This window comes from Stenotrophomonas sp. P5_A8, from assembly GCF_056400545.1.
Genome location: NZ_JBFULB010000075.1, coordinates 1 through 14,844 on the forward strand (window position 1 = coordinate 1; position 14,844 = coordinate 14,844).

General features: G+C 68.5%; 14 protein-coding genes. 7 read left to right on the plus strand and 7 right to left on the minus strand.

What is annotated here, in order from left to right:
- A partial coding sequence (locus AC1DQP_RS07740) for a cation diffusion facilitator family transporter (RefSeq protein WP_478051371.1) occupies nt 1–891 on the minus strand: 891 nt, incomplete at its 3' end.
- Nucleotides 892–1,039: 148 nt separating this feature from the next.
- On the opposite strand from AC1DQP_RS07740, the gene AC1DQP_RS07745 reads away from it, so the two are divergent.
- A complete protein-coding gene (locus tag AC1DQP_RS07745) occupies nt 1,040–2,464 on the plus strand; it encodes a GGDEF domain-containing protein (protein ID WP_457318876.1) in 1,425 nt (474 codons plus the stop codon).
- Between the two features lie 129 nt (nt 2,465–2,593).
- On the plus strand, nt 2,594–3,724 hold the full coding sequence (locus AC1DQP_RS07750; protein ID WP_457318877.1) for a metallophosphoesterase: 1,131 nt from the start codon (nt 2,594–2,596) through the stop codon (nt 3,722–3,724).
- A gap of 16 nt (nt 3,725–3,740) precedes the next feature.
- Here the strand turns inward: AC1DQP_RS07750 and AC1DQP_RS07755 are convergent, their stop codons facing one another.
- Together AC1DQP_RS07755 and AC1DQP_RS07760 are read right to left on the minus strand one after the other, a co-directional pair.
- Nucleotides 3,741–4,874, minus strand: a complete 1,134-nt coding sequence (locus AC1DQP_RS07755) for a fatty acid desaturase family protein (RefSeq protein ID WP_457318878.1) — start codon at nt 4,872–4,874, stop codon at nt 3,741–3,743.
- A 2-nt stretch (nt 4,875–4,876) separates the two neighbouring features.
- A complete protein-coding gene (locus tag AC1DQP_RS07760; protein WP_457318879.1) occupies nt 4,877–5,953 on the minus strand; it encodes a ferredoxin reductase in 1,077 nt (358 codons plus the stop codon).
- Nucleotides 5,954–6,045: 92 nt separating this feature from the next.
- Here AC1DQP_RS07760 and fabR point away from each other — a divergent pair, with 92 nt between their 5' ends.
- From fabR to AC1DQP_RS07785, 5 genes are all read left to right on the plus strand, one after another.
- A complete protein-coding gene (gene fabR / locus AC1DQP_RS07765; RefSeq protein ID WP_038692404.1) occupies nt 6,046–6,711 on the plus strand; it encodes an HTH-type transcriptional repressor FabR in 666 nt (221 codons plus the stop codon).
- A 358-nt stretch (nt 6,712–7,069) separates the two neighbouring features.
- Nucleotides 7,070–8,398, plus strand: coding sequence for a TolC family protein (locus AC1DQP_RS07770; protein ID WP_457318880.1), 1,329 nt, complete (start codon nt 7,070–7,072; stop codon nt 8,396–8,398).
- Nucleotides 8,391–9,407, plus strand: a complete 1,017-nt coding sequence (locus AC1DQP_RS07775; RefSeq protein WP_478051372.1) for an HlyD family secretion protein — start codon at nt 8,391–8,393, stop codon at nt 9,405–9,407. Before AC1DQP_RS07770 ends, AC1DQP_RS07775 begins: the two co-directional genes overlap by 8 nt.
- Nucleotides 9,404–10,585: an ABC transporter permease gene (locus AC1DQP_RS07780; RefSeq protein ID WP_457319790.1), complete on the plus strand. Its 1,182-nt coding sequence runs from the start codon at nt 9,404–9,406 to the stop codon at nt 10,583–10,585. The genes AC1DQP_RS07775 and AC1DQP_RS07780 overlap by 4 nt, the downstream gene beginning before the upstream one ends.
- The gene (locus AC1DQP_RS07785; RefSeq protein WP_478051373.1) at nt 10,582–11,697 is read left to right on the plus strand and encodes an ABC transporter permease; all 1,116 of its coding nucleotides are present in this window, start codon (nt 10,582–10,584) and stop codon (nt 11,695–11,697) included. The genes AC1DQP_RS07780 and AC1DQP_RS07785 overlap by 4 nt, the downstream gene beginning before the upstream one ends.
- A 4-nt stretch (nt 11,698–11,701) precedes the next feature.
- Here AC1DQP_RS07785 and AC1DQP_RS07790 read toward each other — a convergent pair whose 3' ends face one another.
- The 4 genes from AC1DQP_RS07790 to AC1DQP_RS07805 all read right to left on the minus strand — a co-directional run bounded on the left by AC1DQP_RS07790 (nt 11,702) and on the right by AC1DQP_RS07805 (nt 14,641).
- On the minus strand, nt 11,702–13,078 hold the full coding sequence (locus AC1DQP_RS07790) for a hypothetical protein (RefSeq protein WP_457319782.1): 1,377 nt from the start codon (nt 13,076–13,078) through the stop codon (nt 11,702–11,704).
- Between the two features lie 125 nt (nt 13,079–13,203).
- Nucleotides 13,204–13,539 carry a glycine zipper 2TM domain-containing protein gene (locus AC1DQP_RS07795; RefSeq protein WP_457319792.1) on the minus strand — a complete coding sequence of 112 codons (336 nt, stop codon included), beginning with the start codon at nt 13,537–13,539 and terminating at the stop codon, nt 13,204–13,206.
- Between the two features lie 176 nt (nt 13,540–13,715).
- The gene (locus AC1DQP_RS07800) at nt 13,716–13,988 is read right to left on the minus strand and encodes an alpha/beta fold hydrolase (RefSeq protein ID WP_457319784.1); all 273 of its coding nucleotides are present in this window, start codon (nt 13,986–13,988) and stop codon (nt 13,716–13,718) included.
- Nucleotides 13,985–14,641, minus strand: a complete 657-nt coding sequence (locus AC1DQP_RS07805) for an alpha/beta fold hydrolase (RefSeq protein WP_478051374.1) — start codon at nt 14,639–14,641, stop codon at nt 13,985–13,987. Before AC1DQP_RS07805 ends, AC1DQP_RS07800 begins: the two co-directional genes overlap by 4 nt.
- Nucleotides 14,642–14,844: the final 203 nt, after the last annotated feature.

Consider the following 14,844-nt stretch of genomic DNA (forward strand, 5'->3'; position numbering starts at 1 on the left):
GCCGACGCTGCAGCTGTCGCCGCAATGATCCGCCTCGATCTGCAGGGTCACATGTTCGATGCCGAACTGGTCGTGCAGCGTGGCGGTCAACGTGCGCCGCAGGCGGTCGGCATCCACCGCGTCGGCCATCACCACATGCGCGGTCAGCGCTGGCGTGCTGGAGGCCAGCGCCCACACATGCAGGTCATGCACGTCGACCACGCCGGGCTGCGCGCCCAGCGCGGTGCGCACGGCGTTGAGGTCGGTGCCCTTGGGCACGCCTTCGAGCAGCACATTGATCGCCTCGCGCAGCAGCACCCAGGTGCGCGGCAGCACCCACAGGCCGATCAGCACGGCCAGGATCGGATCGATCGGCTTCCAGCCCGTCCAGCGGATCAACAGCGCGCCGATGATCACCGCGACCGAGCCAAGCATGTCGGCCCACACTTCCAGGTAAGCGCCCTTTACGTTGAGGCTTTCGCCACTGCCGGCACGCAGCAGGCGCATGGAGATCAGGTTGATGCCCAAGCCGATCGCGGCGATCACCAGCATGCCGGTGGAGGCGATTTCCTGCGGCTGGCGGAAACGCGCCACCGCCTCCCACAGGATGTAGGCGGCCACCACGAAGAGCATGCCGCCGTTGATCATCGCGCCGAGTGCCTCCAGCCGTGCGTAGCCGTAGGTGCGCTTGGCATCGGGCGGGYGCCGGCTCAGCCGCACCGCGACCAGCGCGATCATCAGCGCCAGGGTGTCGGTGGCCATGTGCGCGGCATCGGACAACAGCGCCAGGCTGTTGGTCCAGAACGCACCCACCACTTCCACCACCAGGAAGGTAGTGGTGAGGCCGAGTGCCCACCAAAGTGGTTTTTCGTGGCGGATTTCGCTGGGCAGGTGATCGTGGTCGTGACCCATGAAGGTGTCTCCAGAACAATGTGCGCAGGTTAAGCAGGGTATCGCGCGGAGACTATTACACTTGGGCTGGCGTTCAGTCTGTAACTTCATTACAACCGCAGGCGGCCGCTAAGGTTCGACGGCCCCTGTGGCGGGAAGAGCAATCATCGTGGATATCGTTCCAAACCTGGATGAGGCCAGCCGTCCGCTGGCCGATGCCTGGCAGCAGACCCTGCTGGCGACCGGCGCCGACGCTGCCGCACTGCTGGCCGAGCTGGCCGCACAGTCGCCGCCGGACCTGGCCCATCACTTCTATGACGTGCTGCTGGAGGACCCGCGCGCCAGCCGCTTTCTGTCCCACGACCAGGTGCGCCTGCGCCTGAAACCGGCCATGCAGCGTTGGCTGACGCAACTGCTGACCGCCACCATCGACAGCATCCCGGCGCTGGTGGCCGCGCAGCGGGTGATCGGCGATGTGCATGCGCGGGTGGGCATTCCGGTGGACCTGGTCACCCGTGGCGCGCGCGTGCTCAAGCAACGCCTGTTCGAGCGCATCGTGGCGCACGCTCCCAGCAGCGCCATCGCCTTCGAAGCGATCCGCTGCCTGAGCGCCTCGGTGGATATCGCGCTGGAAGGCATGACCCTGGCCTATACCCATGCACGCGAGCGTTCCTCGCGCACCGATGCGGCCTACCGGCTGTTCTCGCTGGTGCAGAACGTGAGCACCGAACGCGAACGCCAGCGCGCCTTGCTGCTGGATTGGGAAAACGCACTGCTGTACGCCATCGCCAGCCAGGCCACCGATGCCGATACCGTGGACCTGGCCCATTCCGAATTCGGCCTGTGGTTCACCCACAAGGGCATCCCCAGTTTTGGCGAGAGCAGCGAGACGGCGCAGGTAGGTGCGTTGATCGCACGCGTGGACGCGCAACTGCATGCTGCGCTCGCGCGCGCAGACCTGACGACGCGCTTCAGCGCGCTGCAGGGCATCCGCGAGCAGCTCGCGCGTATCCGCACCCTGATGAGCATGCTGTTCGAGCGCATCGGCGAGCTCGATGCCGGCAGCGACGCACTGACCAACCTGCTCAACCGCCGCTTCCTGCCCACGGTGCTGCGTCGCGAGATCGAACTGGCCAACTCGGCGCACACGCCGTTCTCGGTGCTGCTGCTGGATCTGGATCACTTCAAGGCGATCAACGACACCCACGGCCACGACGGCGGCGATCGCGCCCTGCAGCATGTGGCCGCGCTGCTGGGCCAGCTCACCCGCGGCAGCGACTACCTGTTCCGCTATGGCGGCGAAGAGTTCGTGGTGGTGCTGGTGGCCGCCAATGCCGCGCAGGCCGAGGTGATCGCCGAGAACCTGCGCCGGCAGATCGCGCAGACACCGGCGCCGCTGGCCAACGGCAGCACCCTGGCGCTGACCGCCAGCATCGGCGTGGCCGCCCACGATGGCCACCCGGACTACGAGCGGCTGATGGCCCGCGCCGATGCGGCGATGTACCAGGCCAAGAAGCGCGGCCGCAACCGCGTGGTGTTGGCCAGCGACGACCTGCCCGATGCACCGGAGCGACAGGCACTGCAGCGCGGCTGAGTCGGCACGAGCCGCCTGTTGCGGCACATCGACCGGTACCAACGGCGCATGCCGGGCGCGGCGCGGGCGGCGTAGGATCACGACGCGGGCATTGGCCTGCGTCGTTGCCGCTGCCCAAGGAACCTGTCGATGCCGTCCCGCCCTTCATCGCACCTGCCGTGCGCCCTGCTGTGCTCGGCCCTGTTGCTGAGCGCCTCCGCCACGGCCCGCGACGTGCCGCAACCGGCCGAGCACGTGGAGGCCGATGGCCCGTACGTGTTCCGCACCGACACGGGCCTGCAGGCGCAGTGGGTGTGCAACGACCACGTGGTCCGCCGCGATCTGCCAGCGCGCGGCGAGGTCACCGTGGTCGCGCCCGAATGCGGTTACCCGCACGAGGTGAGTGTGCTGCCGCCACGCACCGCCGAGGTCGCGCAGTACCCGGCCACGCCGCGCATCGTCGCGTTGTCGGACATCCATGGCCAGTACGGGCTGCTGGTGACGCTGCTGCGCGCCCACCATGTCATCGATGCGCAGGACCACTGGGCCCTCGGCGATGCCACGCTGGTGGTGGCCGGCGATGTGTTCGACCGTGGGCCGCAGGTGACCGAGGCGTTCTGGCTGCTCTACGGCCTGCAGCAGCAGGCCAGCGCGGCCGGTGGCGCGGTGCACTTCGTGCTCGGCAACCACGAGACGATGGTGTTGTACGACGACCTGCGCTACGTCAACCCGAAGTACCTCAGGAGTGCGCAGCTGCTGGATCGTTCGTATCCGGCGCTGTACGGCGCCGATTCGGTGATCGGCCAATGGCTGCGCACCCGTCCGGTGCTGCTGAAGATCGGCGACACGCTGTTCCTGCACGGCGGCATCGCCCCGGAGAACCTCGACCTAGTGCGCGCCATGGACGCCACCAACGCCACCTACCAGGCCTCGGTCGGGCTGCCACGTGAGCAGGTCAAGGCCGCGCCGGACAGCGCGCGCCTGTTCGACGGCAAGACCAGCCCGATCTGGTACCGCGGCTACTTCGATGGACGCATGGATACCGCCCAGGTGCAGGCACTGCTCGAACAGTTGCAGCTCAAGCGCATCGTGGTCGGCCATACCTCGATGCCGCACGTGAGCAGCTTCCACGGTGACCGCATCATCGCCATCGACAGCAGCATCAAGAAGGGCGAGAACGGCGAGCTGCTGTTCATCGAGAACGGCACACTCAGCCGCGGCCTGCTGGACGGCACACGCGTGCCCTTGGCCGAAGGCAGGATGGAAGTGGACGACGACTGAGCCGTCGTCCACCGGCTCAGCCCTGCTGTACCTGCGGCCGGGCGCCGGCCGGCAGCGCGCGCACCCGCCCCGGCTTGCTCGGGAAGGCGTGGCGCACGATCCGCCACATCACCTGGCCGAACTGTTTCGGCAGCGAGCCGGTGTTGTAGTGCTGGCCGTAACGCGTGCAGATCGCCTTCACTTCCACGGCGATATCGGCGTAACGGTTGGCCGGGATGTCCGGGAAGAAGTGGTGTTCGATCTGGTGGCTGAGGTTGCCCGACATGACGTTCATCAGCTTGCCACCGGTCAGGTTGGATGAGCCACGCAGCTGGCGCAGATACCAGTGGCCGCGGCTTTCATCGCGCACGCATTCCTTGGGGAAGGTCTCGGCATCGGCGGTGAAGTGGCCGCAGAAGATGATCACGTAGGTCCACACGTTGCGGATCAGGTTGGCCACCACGTTGCCCAGCAGCACCGGCAGGAAGAACGGGCCGGCCAGCGCGGGGAACAGCAGGTAGTCCTTGAACATCTGCTTGCCCATCTTGCGGCCCACCGGGCGCGCCTGTGCCAGCAGCTGGCGGAAGGTGATCTTGCCGGCGAACCAGCGGCCCACGCGCAGGTCCTGGATGGCGATGCCCCATTCGAACAGCAGCGCGAACACCACCGCCACCACCGGCTGGGTCAGGTAGAACGGGCGCCAGCGCTGCTCGGGGAAAATCCGCAACAGGCCATAGCCGATGTCGTCGTCCAGCCCGCGCACGTTGGTGTAGGTGTGGTGGCGGAAATTGTGCGTCTTGCGCCAGTTGTCGGCAGTGCCGACGATGTCCCACTCGTAGGTGCTGCCCTGCAGCTGCGGGTCGCCCATCCAGTCGTACTGGCCGTGGATGACGTTGTGCGCCAGCTCCATGTTTTCCAGGATCTTGGACAGCGCCAGCAGCGCCACGCCGGCGATCCACGCCGGGATCAGCACGCTGTGCACGAAGGCACCGAGGAACAGCAGCGCGCGGCCGGCCACGCCGGTCCAGCGCACGCCGGCCACCACGCGGCGGATGTAACGCGCGTCGGCGGCCCCCAGCGTGGCCAGCTGGCGCGCACGCAGCGCATCGAGTTCATCGCCGAAGGCGTGCAGTTCAGCGGCGGAAAGCGCGCGGTTCTGGACGGAAGACATGGTCAGAGCTCCAGGATCAGGTCGGTGCTGGCGCTGTTGACGCACAGCTTCACTTGCGTGGCCGGTTCATCGGCGTACTCGCCGGTGAGCGTGTGGCGGGTGACGCCGGAGGCCTTGCCGCACGCACAGGTGTTGCAGATGCCCATGCGGCAGCCGCTGGCCGGGCGCAGACCTTCGGCTTCCAGCGCCTGCAGCAGCGAGGTGCCGCGCGGCAGGGTCAGGGTGCGGCCACTGCGGCGCAGTTCGACCTGCACCGTGCCGGTTTCCGCGTCGGGCAGCAGCGGCGGGGTGAACGCTTCGAACTGCAGCGCGGCCACGGTGCCCTGCAAGCGCGCGCGGGCGGCATCAACGAAGCCACCCGGGCCGCACACCAGCACCTGGGCCGCACGGAGGTCGCCGAGCGCATCGAACGCGTAGGCATCCACGCGCGGCGACGCGGCGTGCGGGTCGCGGGTCAGTGCCAGGTGCACGCGCAGGTTCGGATGGCGCGCGGCCAGTGCCGCCAGTTCGTCGGTAAAACACAGTTCCTCGCGGCGGCGGGCCCAGTACACCAGGTCCACTGTGCCGGGCATACCGGCGGCATCCAGCTGGCGCAGCAGCGCGCGCATCGGGGTGATCCCGCTGCCGGCCGCCAACAGCAGCAGGCGCTGGGCTTGTATGGGATCCACGGTCATCTCGCCGAAGGCCTGGCCCAGTTCGAACGCCTCACCGATCGCCGCGTGATGGGCCAGGTGCTGGCTGACCTTGCCGCCCTCGATCGCTTTGACGGTGATCGCCAGCGTGCCGTCGGCCAGCCGCGTAGGGCTGTAGCTGCGCGACAGCCGGCGCCCATCCATGTCCACCCCAAGGGTGACGTGCTGACCCGGCTGCATCCCACGGAAATGCCGGTTCGGGCGCAGCACCAGGGTGACCGCATCCGCGCTGGCCTGCTCGCGCGCCACCAGCCGCGCCCGCGCCCGGCGCAGGGTCCACAGCGGGTGCAGACGCCCGGCCCAGAAGTCGAACAGTTCCTCGGACACCCAATGACGGGGCGAGATCGGGTTGCGGCGGCGGATCGGGGGGCGGGGTTGGGCGCTCATGGGGTCACTATACGCACGCACATACATGCGTGTATACACTTGTATATTGATCGGACGGGCTATGATTCAGGGACTTGACCGCCCTGCCCCCGATGACCTCCCCAGACCTGCCCCTGTCCGCTGCCGACGATGCCCATCCGGCGCGCAAAGCCTCGATCTCGCGCGACGACCTGCTGGCCGCCGCGCTGGCCCTGATCGGCCCGCACCGCAGTGTTTCTACGCTGAGCCTGCGCGAAGTGGCCCGCGAGGCGGGCATCGCCCCGAATTCGTTCTACCGCCAGTTCCGCGACATGGACGAACTGACCGTGGCGCTGATCGATCTGTCCGGGCGTTCGCTGCGCACGATCATCGGCGAGGCGCGCCAGCGCGCGGCGTCGTCCGAGCGCAGCGTGATCCGGCTGTCGGTGGAGACCTTCTTCGAACAGCTGCGCGCCGACCACAAGCTGCTGCACGTGCTGCTGCGCGAAGGCAGCGCCGGCTCGGACGCGTTCAAGCAGGCGGTGGACCGCGAACTGAACTACTTCGAAGACGAACTGCGGGTCGACCTGATCCGGCTGGCCGCCGCCGATGGCGGCGCGGTGCTGCACGAACCGGCGCTGGCGTCCAAGGCGATCACCCGGCTGGTGTTCGCCATGGGGGCCACCGCCGTGGACCAGCCGCAGGAAAAGGACGCCGAACTGATCGAGCAGCTGTCGCAGATGCTGCGCATGATCATCACCGGCGCGCGCACCATCGCCGGGAATCCGCCGACCCGTTGAGCGGCCAGGGGCGTACCGACCCACGGTCGGTACCTACCCGGTGTGGGTCGACCCACGGCCAATCCCCGACCCGAACGTGAATGCCCCGGTAGGCGACCGCCGTTGGTGGCCGCAGCATTTCGGCACCTTCCGCGCCGCCCAATCGAGAACGTCAAACCGCATACAAACGGCATCGCCGGCGTCGGACGCACCGACACCGCCAAGGCCCGGTGTGAAGACCCGGGCTTCACGCGGCGCGCACCATACTTTACCGAATGCTTTACATACGGAATGCCCATTCGTGAGCCGGCACACGGCGCTTGCGCGCGTAAAGAAAGGATTTCACTGCACGGCCCTGCTCCTGTGCAGCGGCGCGGCCATGGCCCAGTTGCCCATCGGCGAGGCGGCCGTTCCCGCGCTGGACTGGCAGCAGTCGCAGCAGCGCCTGGAACAGGTGTCCGACGCACTGGCCGCCGCCGATGCCTCGGTGCGTAACAAGCAGGACCTGCAGGATGCCACCCGTCTGCTGCGCCTGCCGGAGATCACCGGTGAAGTGCGCCGCCTGCAGTTCCAGAAGACGTTGACCCTGCCCTTGGGCTCGCTGGCGCCGGTGGCCGAGGCGTTCGGCATCGACTCGCCATTGCAGTTCACCGAGCGCGACTGGCGCACCCGTCCGGTCGTCACCGCGGTGCTGCCGCTGTACACCGGCGGTTTGATCCCGGCCGCGCAGCAGGCCGCCGCCGGCGCCACCGCGCAGGCCAGCGCCGAACGCGAATCGCAGCGCCAGTCGTTGAGCGTGCAGCTGGCCCAGGCCTACTTCGGGCAGCGCCTGGCCGAGCAGGCCGTGGACGTGCGCCGTGACGTGCGCGACGGGCTGCAGCGCCACCTCGACGATGCGCTGAAGCTGGAACGCGAAGGCTTCGCCACCCGTGCCCAGCGCCTGCAGGCCAACGTGGCCCGCGACAAGGCCGAGCGCGACTACCAGAAGTCGCTCAACGACCTGCAGACCCTGAAGGCCGCGCTGGCCACCCTGCTGCGCAGCGGAGGCGAAGTGCGCCCGCTGTCGCCGTTGTTCGTGCATCGCACGCCGATCGGCGCGCTGCCCACCTTCGAACGCGATGCGCAGGCCCGGCAGCCGCAGATCGCGCGACTGCGCGCACTGGTGGCGCAGGCCGAGCAAGGCGTACGCGTGCAGCAGGCCAAGCTCAAGCCCACCGTGTACCTGTTTGGCCAGTACGACTTCCTGCGCCGCGACGAAATGCTGACCGACCCGGACTGGGCGTTCGGCATCGGCGTGAAGTACACCTTCCTGTCTCCCAGCTCGCGCCCGGCGCAGATCAGCGCCGCACGCGCGCAGCAGGAGCAGGCCGAAGCCGGCCTGCGCGAAGCGGAAAACCAGGTCACCCTGGGCGTGCGCAAGGCCTGGTACGAACTGGATACCGCACGCCAGCAGTTCCTGCTGCTGGACAGCAGCATCGAACAGAACCGCGAGAACCTGCGCCTGCAGGAGCTGGCCTTCCGCGAAGGCCAGGCCACCTCGCTGGACGTGATCGACGCGCGGCTGGGGCTGGGCGGTGCGCAGGTGGAACGCGCACAGGCGGCCTACCAGTACGACGTGGCGCTGGCACAACTGCTGGAGATCAGTGGACAGATGGACCGTTATGACGAATTCCGCCGCCAGGCCGACGAGGTGATCGCGCATGAATGACACATTGCAGGCGCCTGCCGATGCGCCGCCGCCGAACAAGCGCAAACTCGGTATTGCCCTCGCGCTGGTGCTGGCGATCGTRGTGGTGGTCGGCCTGTGGCTGGCCTGGCGCAGCCCGGCCGAACAGCTGCAGGGCATGGCCGATGCCGACACCGTCAACGTGGCCGCCAAGATCACCGCACGCCTGGCCGAACTGAAGGTGCGCGAGGGCGACCGGGTCAAGGTCGGCCAGGTGCTGTTCGTGCTGGACAGCCCGGAAGTGGCCGCCAAGGAAGAACAGGCGCAAGGCGCGCTGGAAGCGGCCAGCGCCGTGGCCGACAAGGCCGATGCCGGCGCGCGCAGCGAAGACATCCGCGCGGCGCAGGCCAACTGGAAACGCGCTGAAGCCGGTGCCACGCTGGCCGATGCCACCTACCAGCGCGTGCAGAACCTGTTCAACGAAGGCGTGATGACCCGGCAGAAGCGCGACGAAGCGCTGGCCCAGGCGCGCAGTTCGCGCGAGCTGTCCAATGCCGCCCGTGCGCAGTACGACCAGGCGCTGGCCGGCGCGCGCGAGCAGGACAAGCGTGCCGCACAGGGCCAGGTCCGCCAGGCACGCGGCGCGGTGGCCGAGGTGGACGCCGCGCGTGAGGAGGTCAACGGCCGCGCGCCGCTGGCCGGCGAGATCAACAAGCGCATGGCCGATGTGGGCGAACTGGTCCCGGCGGGCTACCCGGTGTTCACCCTGGTCGACATCGACCGCATGTGGGTATCGGTGAACCTGCGCGAATCGCAGATGCGCGGCCTGAAGATCGGCAACCGTCTGCGCGGGCAGGTACCCGCGCTGGATCGCGATGTCGAGTTCGAGGTGTACTTCATCAACCCGGCCGGCGATTACGCTACCTGGCGCGCTACCCGGCAGTCGTCGGGCTACGACGTGCGCAGCTTCGAGATCCGGCTGCGCCCGGTGGCGCGCGTGGAGGGCTTCCGCCCCGGCATGAGCGTTCTGTTCGCGTGGCCGCAGGGATGAACCGGTTGCGGCGGGCGGGCTTCGGCGCCGCCTTCCAGCGCGAGCTGCAGCACCTGCGCAGCGACCGCGCCGACCTGCTGCTGGTGACGCTGTTGCCGCTGCTGATGCTGGCGGTGATGGCCTGGTTGTTCGCCGCATCGGTGATGCGCGACATTCCCATTGCCATTGTCGACCTCGACCACAGTGCCGAGAGCCGTCTGCTCGCCCGCATGCTGGATGCCAGTCCGGGCATCGCCGTGGCCAGCCAACCGGCCAGTCTGGCCGATGCGCAGGCCGAACTGCGGCGGCTGGAGGTCTTTGCCGTGGTGCTGGTCCCCCGCGATGCCACCCGCCAGGCGCTGCGTGGCAGCCAGGGCACCGTGTTCGCCTACTACAACGCCACCTACCTCACCACCGGGCAGTCGGCGGTGCGCGATATCGTGGAAGCGGTCGGTGCGTGGAACGCGCGCCTCCTGACCGGCGGCATCGGCAAACAGGTCGGCCCGGCCAAACTGCGCGCGCCGCCCATCGCGGTGCAGTCGGACATCCTGCACAACCCGGCGCGCAGCTACGAACTGTTCCTGCTGCCGCTGTTGTTTCCGGCGGTGTTGTCGCTGGGCCTGGCGCTGGCGGTGGCCGCCAGCCTGGGCCGCGAGGTGCGCGACGGCCAGCTGCGTGCGTGGCTGGGCAGCGCCCCCTGGGCGGCCATCGCCGGCAAGATCTGCCCCTATGTCGCACTGTTCTCGGCCTATGGCGCGCTCGGCGTGTTGTACCTGGCGCTGCTGCGCGGCGACGGCATCGCCGGCAGCCTGCTGTTGCTGATGCTGGGCCAGCCGCTGCTCTACCTCGCATGCGCGGCGGTGGCGCTGCTGTTTGTGGGACTCACCCGTGACATGGGCACCGCGCTGTCGGCCATCGGCTTGAGCATCGGCACCGCGCTGGCATTCTCCGGGGCCACCTTCCCCGTGGTGGATGCGCCGCTGTTCACCCGTGTCTGGAACCTGCTGCTGCCGCTCACCGCCTACGTCAAGCTGCAGACCCAGCAGCAGTTTGTCGGCGCGCCGTGGTCGGTCTCGCTATGGCCGTTGGCGACGCTGCTGCTGATGGTGCTGGTGGCCGGCGGCATCGGCGGCTGGCGCCTGATCGTCGCAGCCCGCGCCCTGCCCACGCCCGTGGCCTCCAACGGAGCGGCCGCATGAGCCGCTTCACTAGCAGCCTGCGCCAGACCCTGCGCGCGGTGCTGACCGACCGCTATGCGGTCGTGCTCATGATTGGCGCGGTGGTGCTGTACTCGTTCTTCTACCCGGCCGCGTACCGCCACCAGGTTGCCAGCAACCTGCCCATCGTGGTGGTGGACCACGACCAGAGTGCCACCAGCCGCGAACTGCTGCGCCGCGTGGACGCGTTGCGCACCGTGCGCATCGTTGCCCAACCCGCCACCCTCGACCAGGCCCGCCACGCGCTCGAGCGCGGCGAGGCCGAAGGCATCCTGCTGATTCCCGCCCAACTGGAGCGCGACATCCTGCGCGGCGGCGCCGGCCACCTGGTGTTGATGGGCAACGGTGCCTACCTCGGCCGCGCCAGCTGGGTATTGGGCGGCGTGGCCGATGCACTGACCGCGTTCGCGCGCGAAACAGCGGTTTCGCAGGCCGCCTTCATGGGCGCCCCGCAGCCACCGCCGATCACCCTGGTGCAGCGGCCGCTGTTCAACACGCTGGAAGGCTACGGCAGCGCCATCGTGCCCGGTGTGGCCGAACTGATCGTGCACCAGACGCTGTTGATGGGCATTGGCGTGCTGCTGGGGACGCGGCGCCTGGCACTCGACCGACGCCTGCGCTTCGACCTGCCCACCCTGGCCGGCATGGCGCTTGGCTTCGGCATCATCGGCCTGCTGGGCCTGCTCTACTACGCCGGCCTCACCGCGTGGGTGCAGGACTATCCGCGCGGCGGGAACCCGCTCGGGCAACTGCTCGGCGGTACATTGTTCATTGCCGCCACGGTGGCGTTCGGCCTGTTCGTCGGCAGCTTCTTCGCCACCCGCGAACGCGCCTTCCAGGTGGTGATCGCCTGCTCGATCCCGCTGTTCTTCCTGGCCAATCTGTCCTGGCCGGCGGTCACCTCGCCGCCAGCGCTGGTCGCTTTGGCCCACCTGCTGCCCACCACCGCCGGCATCAACCTGATGGTGCGCCTGAACCAGATGGATGCCCGCCTGGGCGAGGTCAGCCACGAGCTGTGGACGCTGGCCGCGCTGCTCGTGCTCTACGGTGGGCTGGCGGTGTGGCGCCTGGGCGACCGCAGCCGCACGCACTGACCGCTCAGCGCGACGGATCCGGCGCGTACCAGAACGGAATGCGGTACTCGCGCCGGCGTCCGGCACCTTTCGCATCGCTGTCGGCATTCCAGACCAGCAGCAGATCGTGGCGGCCCGGTGGCAGCGCCGACAGCGGCAGGTAGCCCACCAGCCCGCGCATCTCCAGGTCGCGCCGTTCCATCGGCACGAAACCGTCCAGCGCCACCGGCTTGCCATCCAGCGTGACCGTCCACAACAGCGCCAGACACTGGACCGCCGCTCGCGCGGCGTCCTGCCCGACCCGCGCGTTCTCGCCTCCCGGCAGTGCGGTGCAGCGCTGCCGCGCCTGCGGGTTGTCGCGCTGCGGCTGATGCGGAATGAACAGCCGCAGCATCGCACCCTGGACCACATCGCTGGGGATCATCGGGTAGCGCCGCAACCGGTCATGATCCACCCGCAGCGCTTCGTAGTGGGCGCTCAGCATCCCGTTTTCCACCGCTTCGCTGGTCATCACCTCGTAGCGGTTGAACAATGAAAACGTGGCCGAACTGATCGTCTGCACGCCGCCGATGGTCATCGCCGCCATGATCGCGACGAAGTAGGCCACCATGAAATTGCGGGCATACAGATTGCTCTGCAGGGTGAGCTGTACCGGCAGCAGCAGTCGCATCGGTATGAGCCACTGGCTGACGCCGAGTACCCGATGGACGGCCCGCTCCAGCCCCGCGCTGGGCTTCCCTTGTGCCTGCCGTCGGGCAACCTGCTTTTCCATCACCAGCGGCACGGTGCTCACCAGCAGCAGCGCTGCGAAGACCACCGCCACCATGATCAGCGCGATGCGGTCGGTGTCGCCCAGCAGCGCCCCGACCAAACCAGCCACGCTCAGCAGCAGCACCGAGCCCACGCCGATCAGGGTCATGGTCAGCGCGAACAGCAACGTGGCCGAGAACAGCGTCGATGCAGCGCGGTCGGCGCTGGCGATCACCTGCTCCAGGCTCACCACGCGCGAGCGGTAGAACGCCCGCGATACCGGCCCCATCAGCGGAATCCGATCCCAGCGGATGCCGTCAGGGAAATGGATCTTCAAGCCGATCAATCCGACCCAGTAGCCACGGATCGCCAGGTGCGCGATCAGCGCGAGGGCCACCACGTAGCACAACCCCACGCTGGTGCTGAAGCCGAACCACAGCGCATAAGCGTAGACGCCCTCGGTGTGCACGGTGCTGCCGGCCCACGCATCGAAGATACGCCCCGGAACGGCCAGCAGTGCGAACGCCAGAAGGCCGGAAATGAAGAGTTCGAGTTCGTCGGTGCGTTCGCGCAACCGGGCGAAGCGGCCGGCGTGATCGGACACCTCGGCAGAGGCGTCGGGGGTGCTGCCGGGTTCAAGCGCTTCGCTCACAGTCCGGTCATCCTTGGGTGTCGCCGGAGTATACGGCTGCCCGGACACCAACCAAGGGGCCCGCATACGACAACGCCGGCCTCAAGGCCGGCGCTGTTGAACCGCGTCCACGTACCGCGCGGGGGTCAGCGGTACTGGCGCTCGCAGCGGCGTTCGACCACGCGGTCGCCGTTGTTCTGCTGGCTGCGGCCCTGGATGTTGCGGCCCGCAGCGCCACCAGCGACCGCACCGGCCACCGTGGCCAGCTTCTTGCCGTTGCCACCGCCGACCTGGTTGCCCAGCAGGCCACCTACCACCGCACCGGTAGCGGTACCGGCAATACGGTTCGGATCGCGGCTGTTGCGCTGCACTTCCACGTTCTTGCAGACCACCTTGCTGCCGTCATTGAAACGGCGGCCTTCGTCCTTCGGACCGTAGTTCTGGGCGGCAGCGCCGAACGATGCGGCGACAAGCGCGCCCATGCACAACACACGTTGGATATTCTTCACGGTCTTCTCCTTACTCGCAGGACATGGGGTGAGTGTCCGCCCCAAGGCTGCAATGGGTGGTGAAATCATGTCCACGGCGCGTCAACGTGCCGCTCTGCGTTCAGGCAGCAGCCACCCAGCGACGCCGCGCGCGCCAGGCCTCCTCCTCTCTACTTCGGCATCGCGCGCGGCGCATCGATGAATCCGGTCACCGCCGCGATGGTCGCCGCCGGCGCCTCTTCCATCAGCCAATGCCCTGCCCCGGGGATGACCACCCCGGTGACATCCACCGCTGCGTTGCGCATCACCACCGCCTCGTTGGCGCCGAAGGATTTTTCCCCGCCGATGGCCAGTACCGGCATCGTCAACCGGTCGGCAACCACGCGCGCGTTGTCCTGGCCATCCTGGCGGAACGCATGGAACTGGGCGAAGGCGGACTTCATCGCGCCGGACGTGCGTACAGCGTGGCGTAGTGCGCGCGCGACGGCTCGTCCATGCGGCTCGGGTCGCCGGCGAACTCGTTCCAGAAGCGGTCCAGATAGATCCGCTCGCGACCGGCGACCAGACGCTCCATGTCCGCACCGCCGAAATCAAAGTGCCATAGCAACGGGTTACGGACGATGTCGTCCCACGGCGGAATGCCGGGCACCGGCGCATCCATTACCACCAGCGCACGGGTCAACTGCGGATAGCGCGCCGCATACGCGAAGGCCACCATGGTGCCGATGTCGTGCCCCACCACCGTGGCCTGCTCGATCCCGAGCGAGGCCAATACCGCGCGTACGTCGCCGGCCTGGGTGCGCTTGTCGTACCCGCCGGCCGGGTGCGAGGACAGCCCCATCCCGCGCAGGTCCGGCACCACCACCGTATGCCGGGCGGCGAGCGCGGCGGCCAGCGGCGCCCACATGTCACCGGTATCGCCAAACCCGTGCAGCAGCACCACGGCCGGCCCCTTGCCACCGACCCGGACATGCAGCGTGGCATCGCCGACGGCTACCTCCTGGGTGCGGAATCCTGCGGGGAAGGGTTTGACCTGGGCGAAGGCCGGGGCGCTGAGGACGAGCGCGAAGGCAACGGCAATGAGGTGCCTGAGCATGGTGGGCATCCGGTTGTGGTGCGGAGAGGCCCTGCGGCCCGGGTGGTCACGCTGACAACGCACGAACGGCTTGCAGGCGGACACTACCGCGAAAATGACGGCCGCGCTGCTACCGTCATGCCGGACCTGATCAAGGATGCCCCGGCATGCCCAGCACCCCGCACGCAGCCGCCCCGCTGCGCCCCCCCTGCCTGGTGCTGGAA

Bases quoted from the DNA above. Each gene is read 5' to 3' on its own strand.
- AC1DQP_RS07800 (WP_457319784.1), bottom strand. From the start codon at position 13,988: ATGAAGTCCGCCTTCGCCCAGTTCCATGCGTTCCGCCAGGATGGCCAG.
- AC1DQP_RS07780 (WP_457319790.1), top strand. From the start codon at position 9,404: ATGAACCGGTTGCGGCGGGCGGGCTTCGGCGCCGCCTTCCAGCGCGAG.
- AC1DQP_RS07785 (WP_478051373.1), top strand. From the start codon at position 10,582: ATGAGCCGCTTCACTAGCAGCCTGCGCCAGACCCTGCGCGCGGTGCTG.
- fabR (WP_038692404.1), top strand. From the start codon at position 6,046: ATGACCTCCCCAGACCTGCCCCTGTCCGCTGCCGACGATGCCCATCCG.
- AC1DQP_RS07770 (WP_457318880.1), top strand. From the start codon at position 7,070: ATGGCCCAGTTGCCCATCGGCGAGGCGGCCGTTCCCGCGCTGGACTGG.
- AC1DQP_RS07760 (WP_457318879.1), bottom strand. From the start codon at position 5,953: ATGAGCGCCCAACCCCGCCCCCCGATCCGCCGCCGCAACCCGATCTCG.
- AC1DQP_RS07795 (WP_457319792.1), bottom strand. From the start codon at position 13,539: ATGGGCGCGCTTGTCGCCGCATCGTTCGGCGCTGCCGCCCAGAACTAC.
- AC1DQP_RS07750 (WP_457318877.1), top strand. From the start codon at position 2,594: ATGCCGTCCCGCCCTTCATCGCACCTGCCGTGCGCCCTGCTGTGCTCG.
- AC1DQP_RS07805 (WP_478051374.1), bottom strand. From the start codon at position 14,641: ATGCTCAGGCACCTCATTGCCGTTGCCTTCGCGCTCGTCCTCAGCGCC.
- AC1DQP_RS07755 (WP_457318878.1), bottom strand. From the start codon at position 4,874: ATGTCTTCCGTCCAGAACCGCGCGCTTTCCGCCGCTGAACTGCACGCC.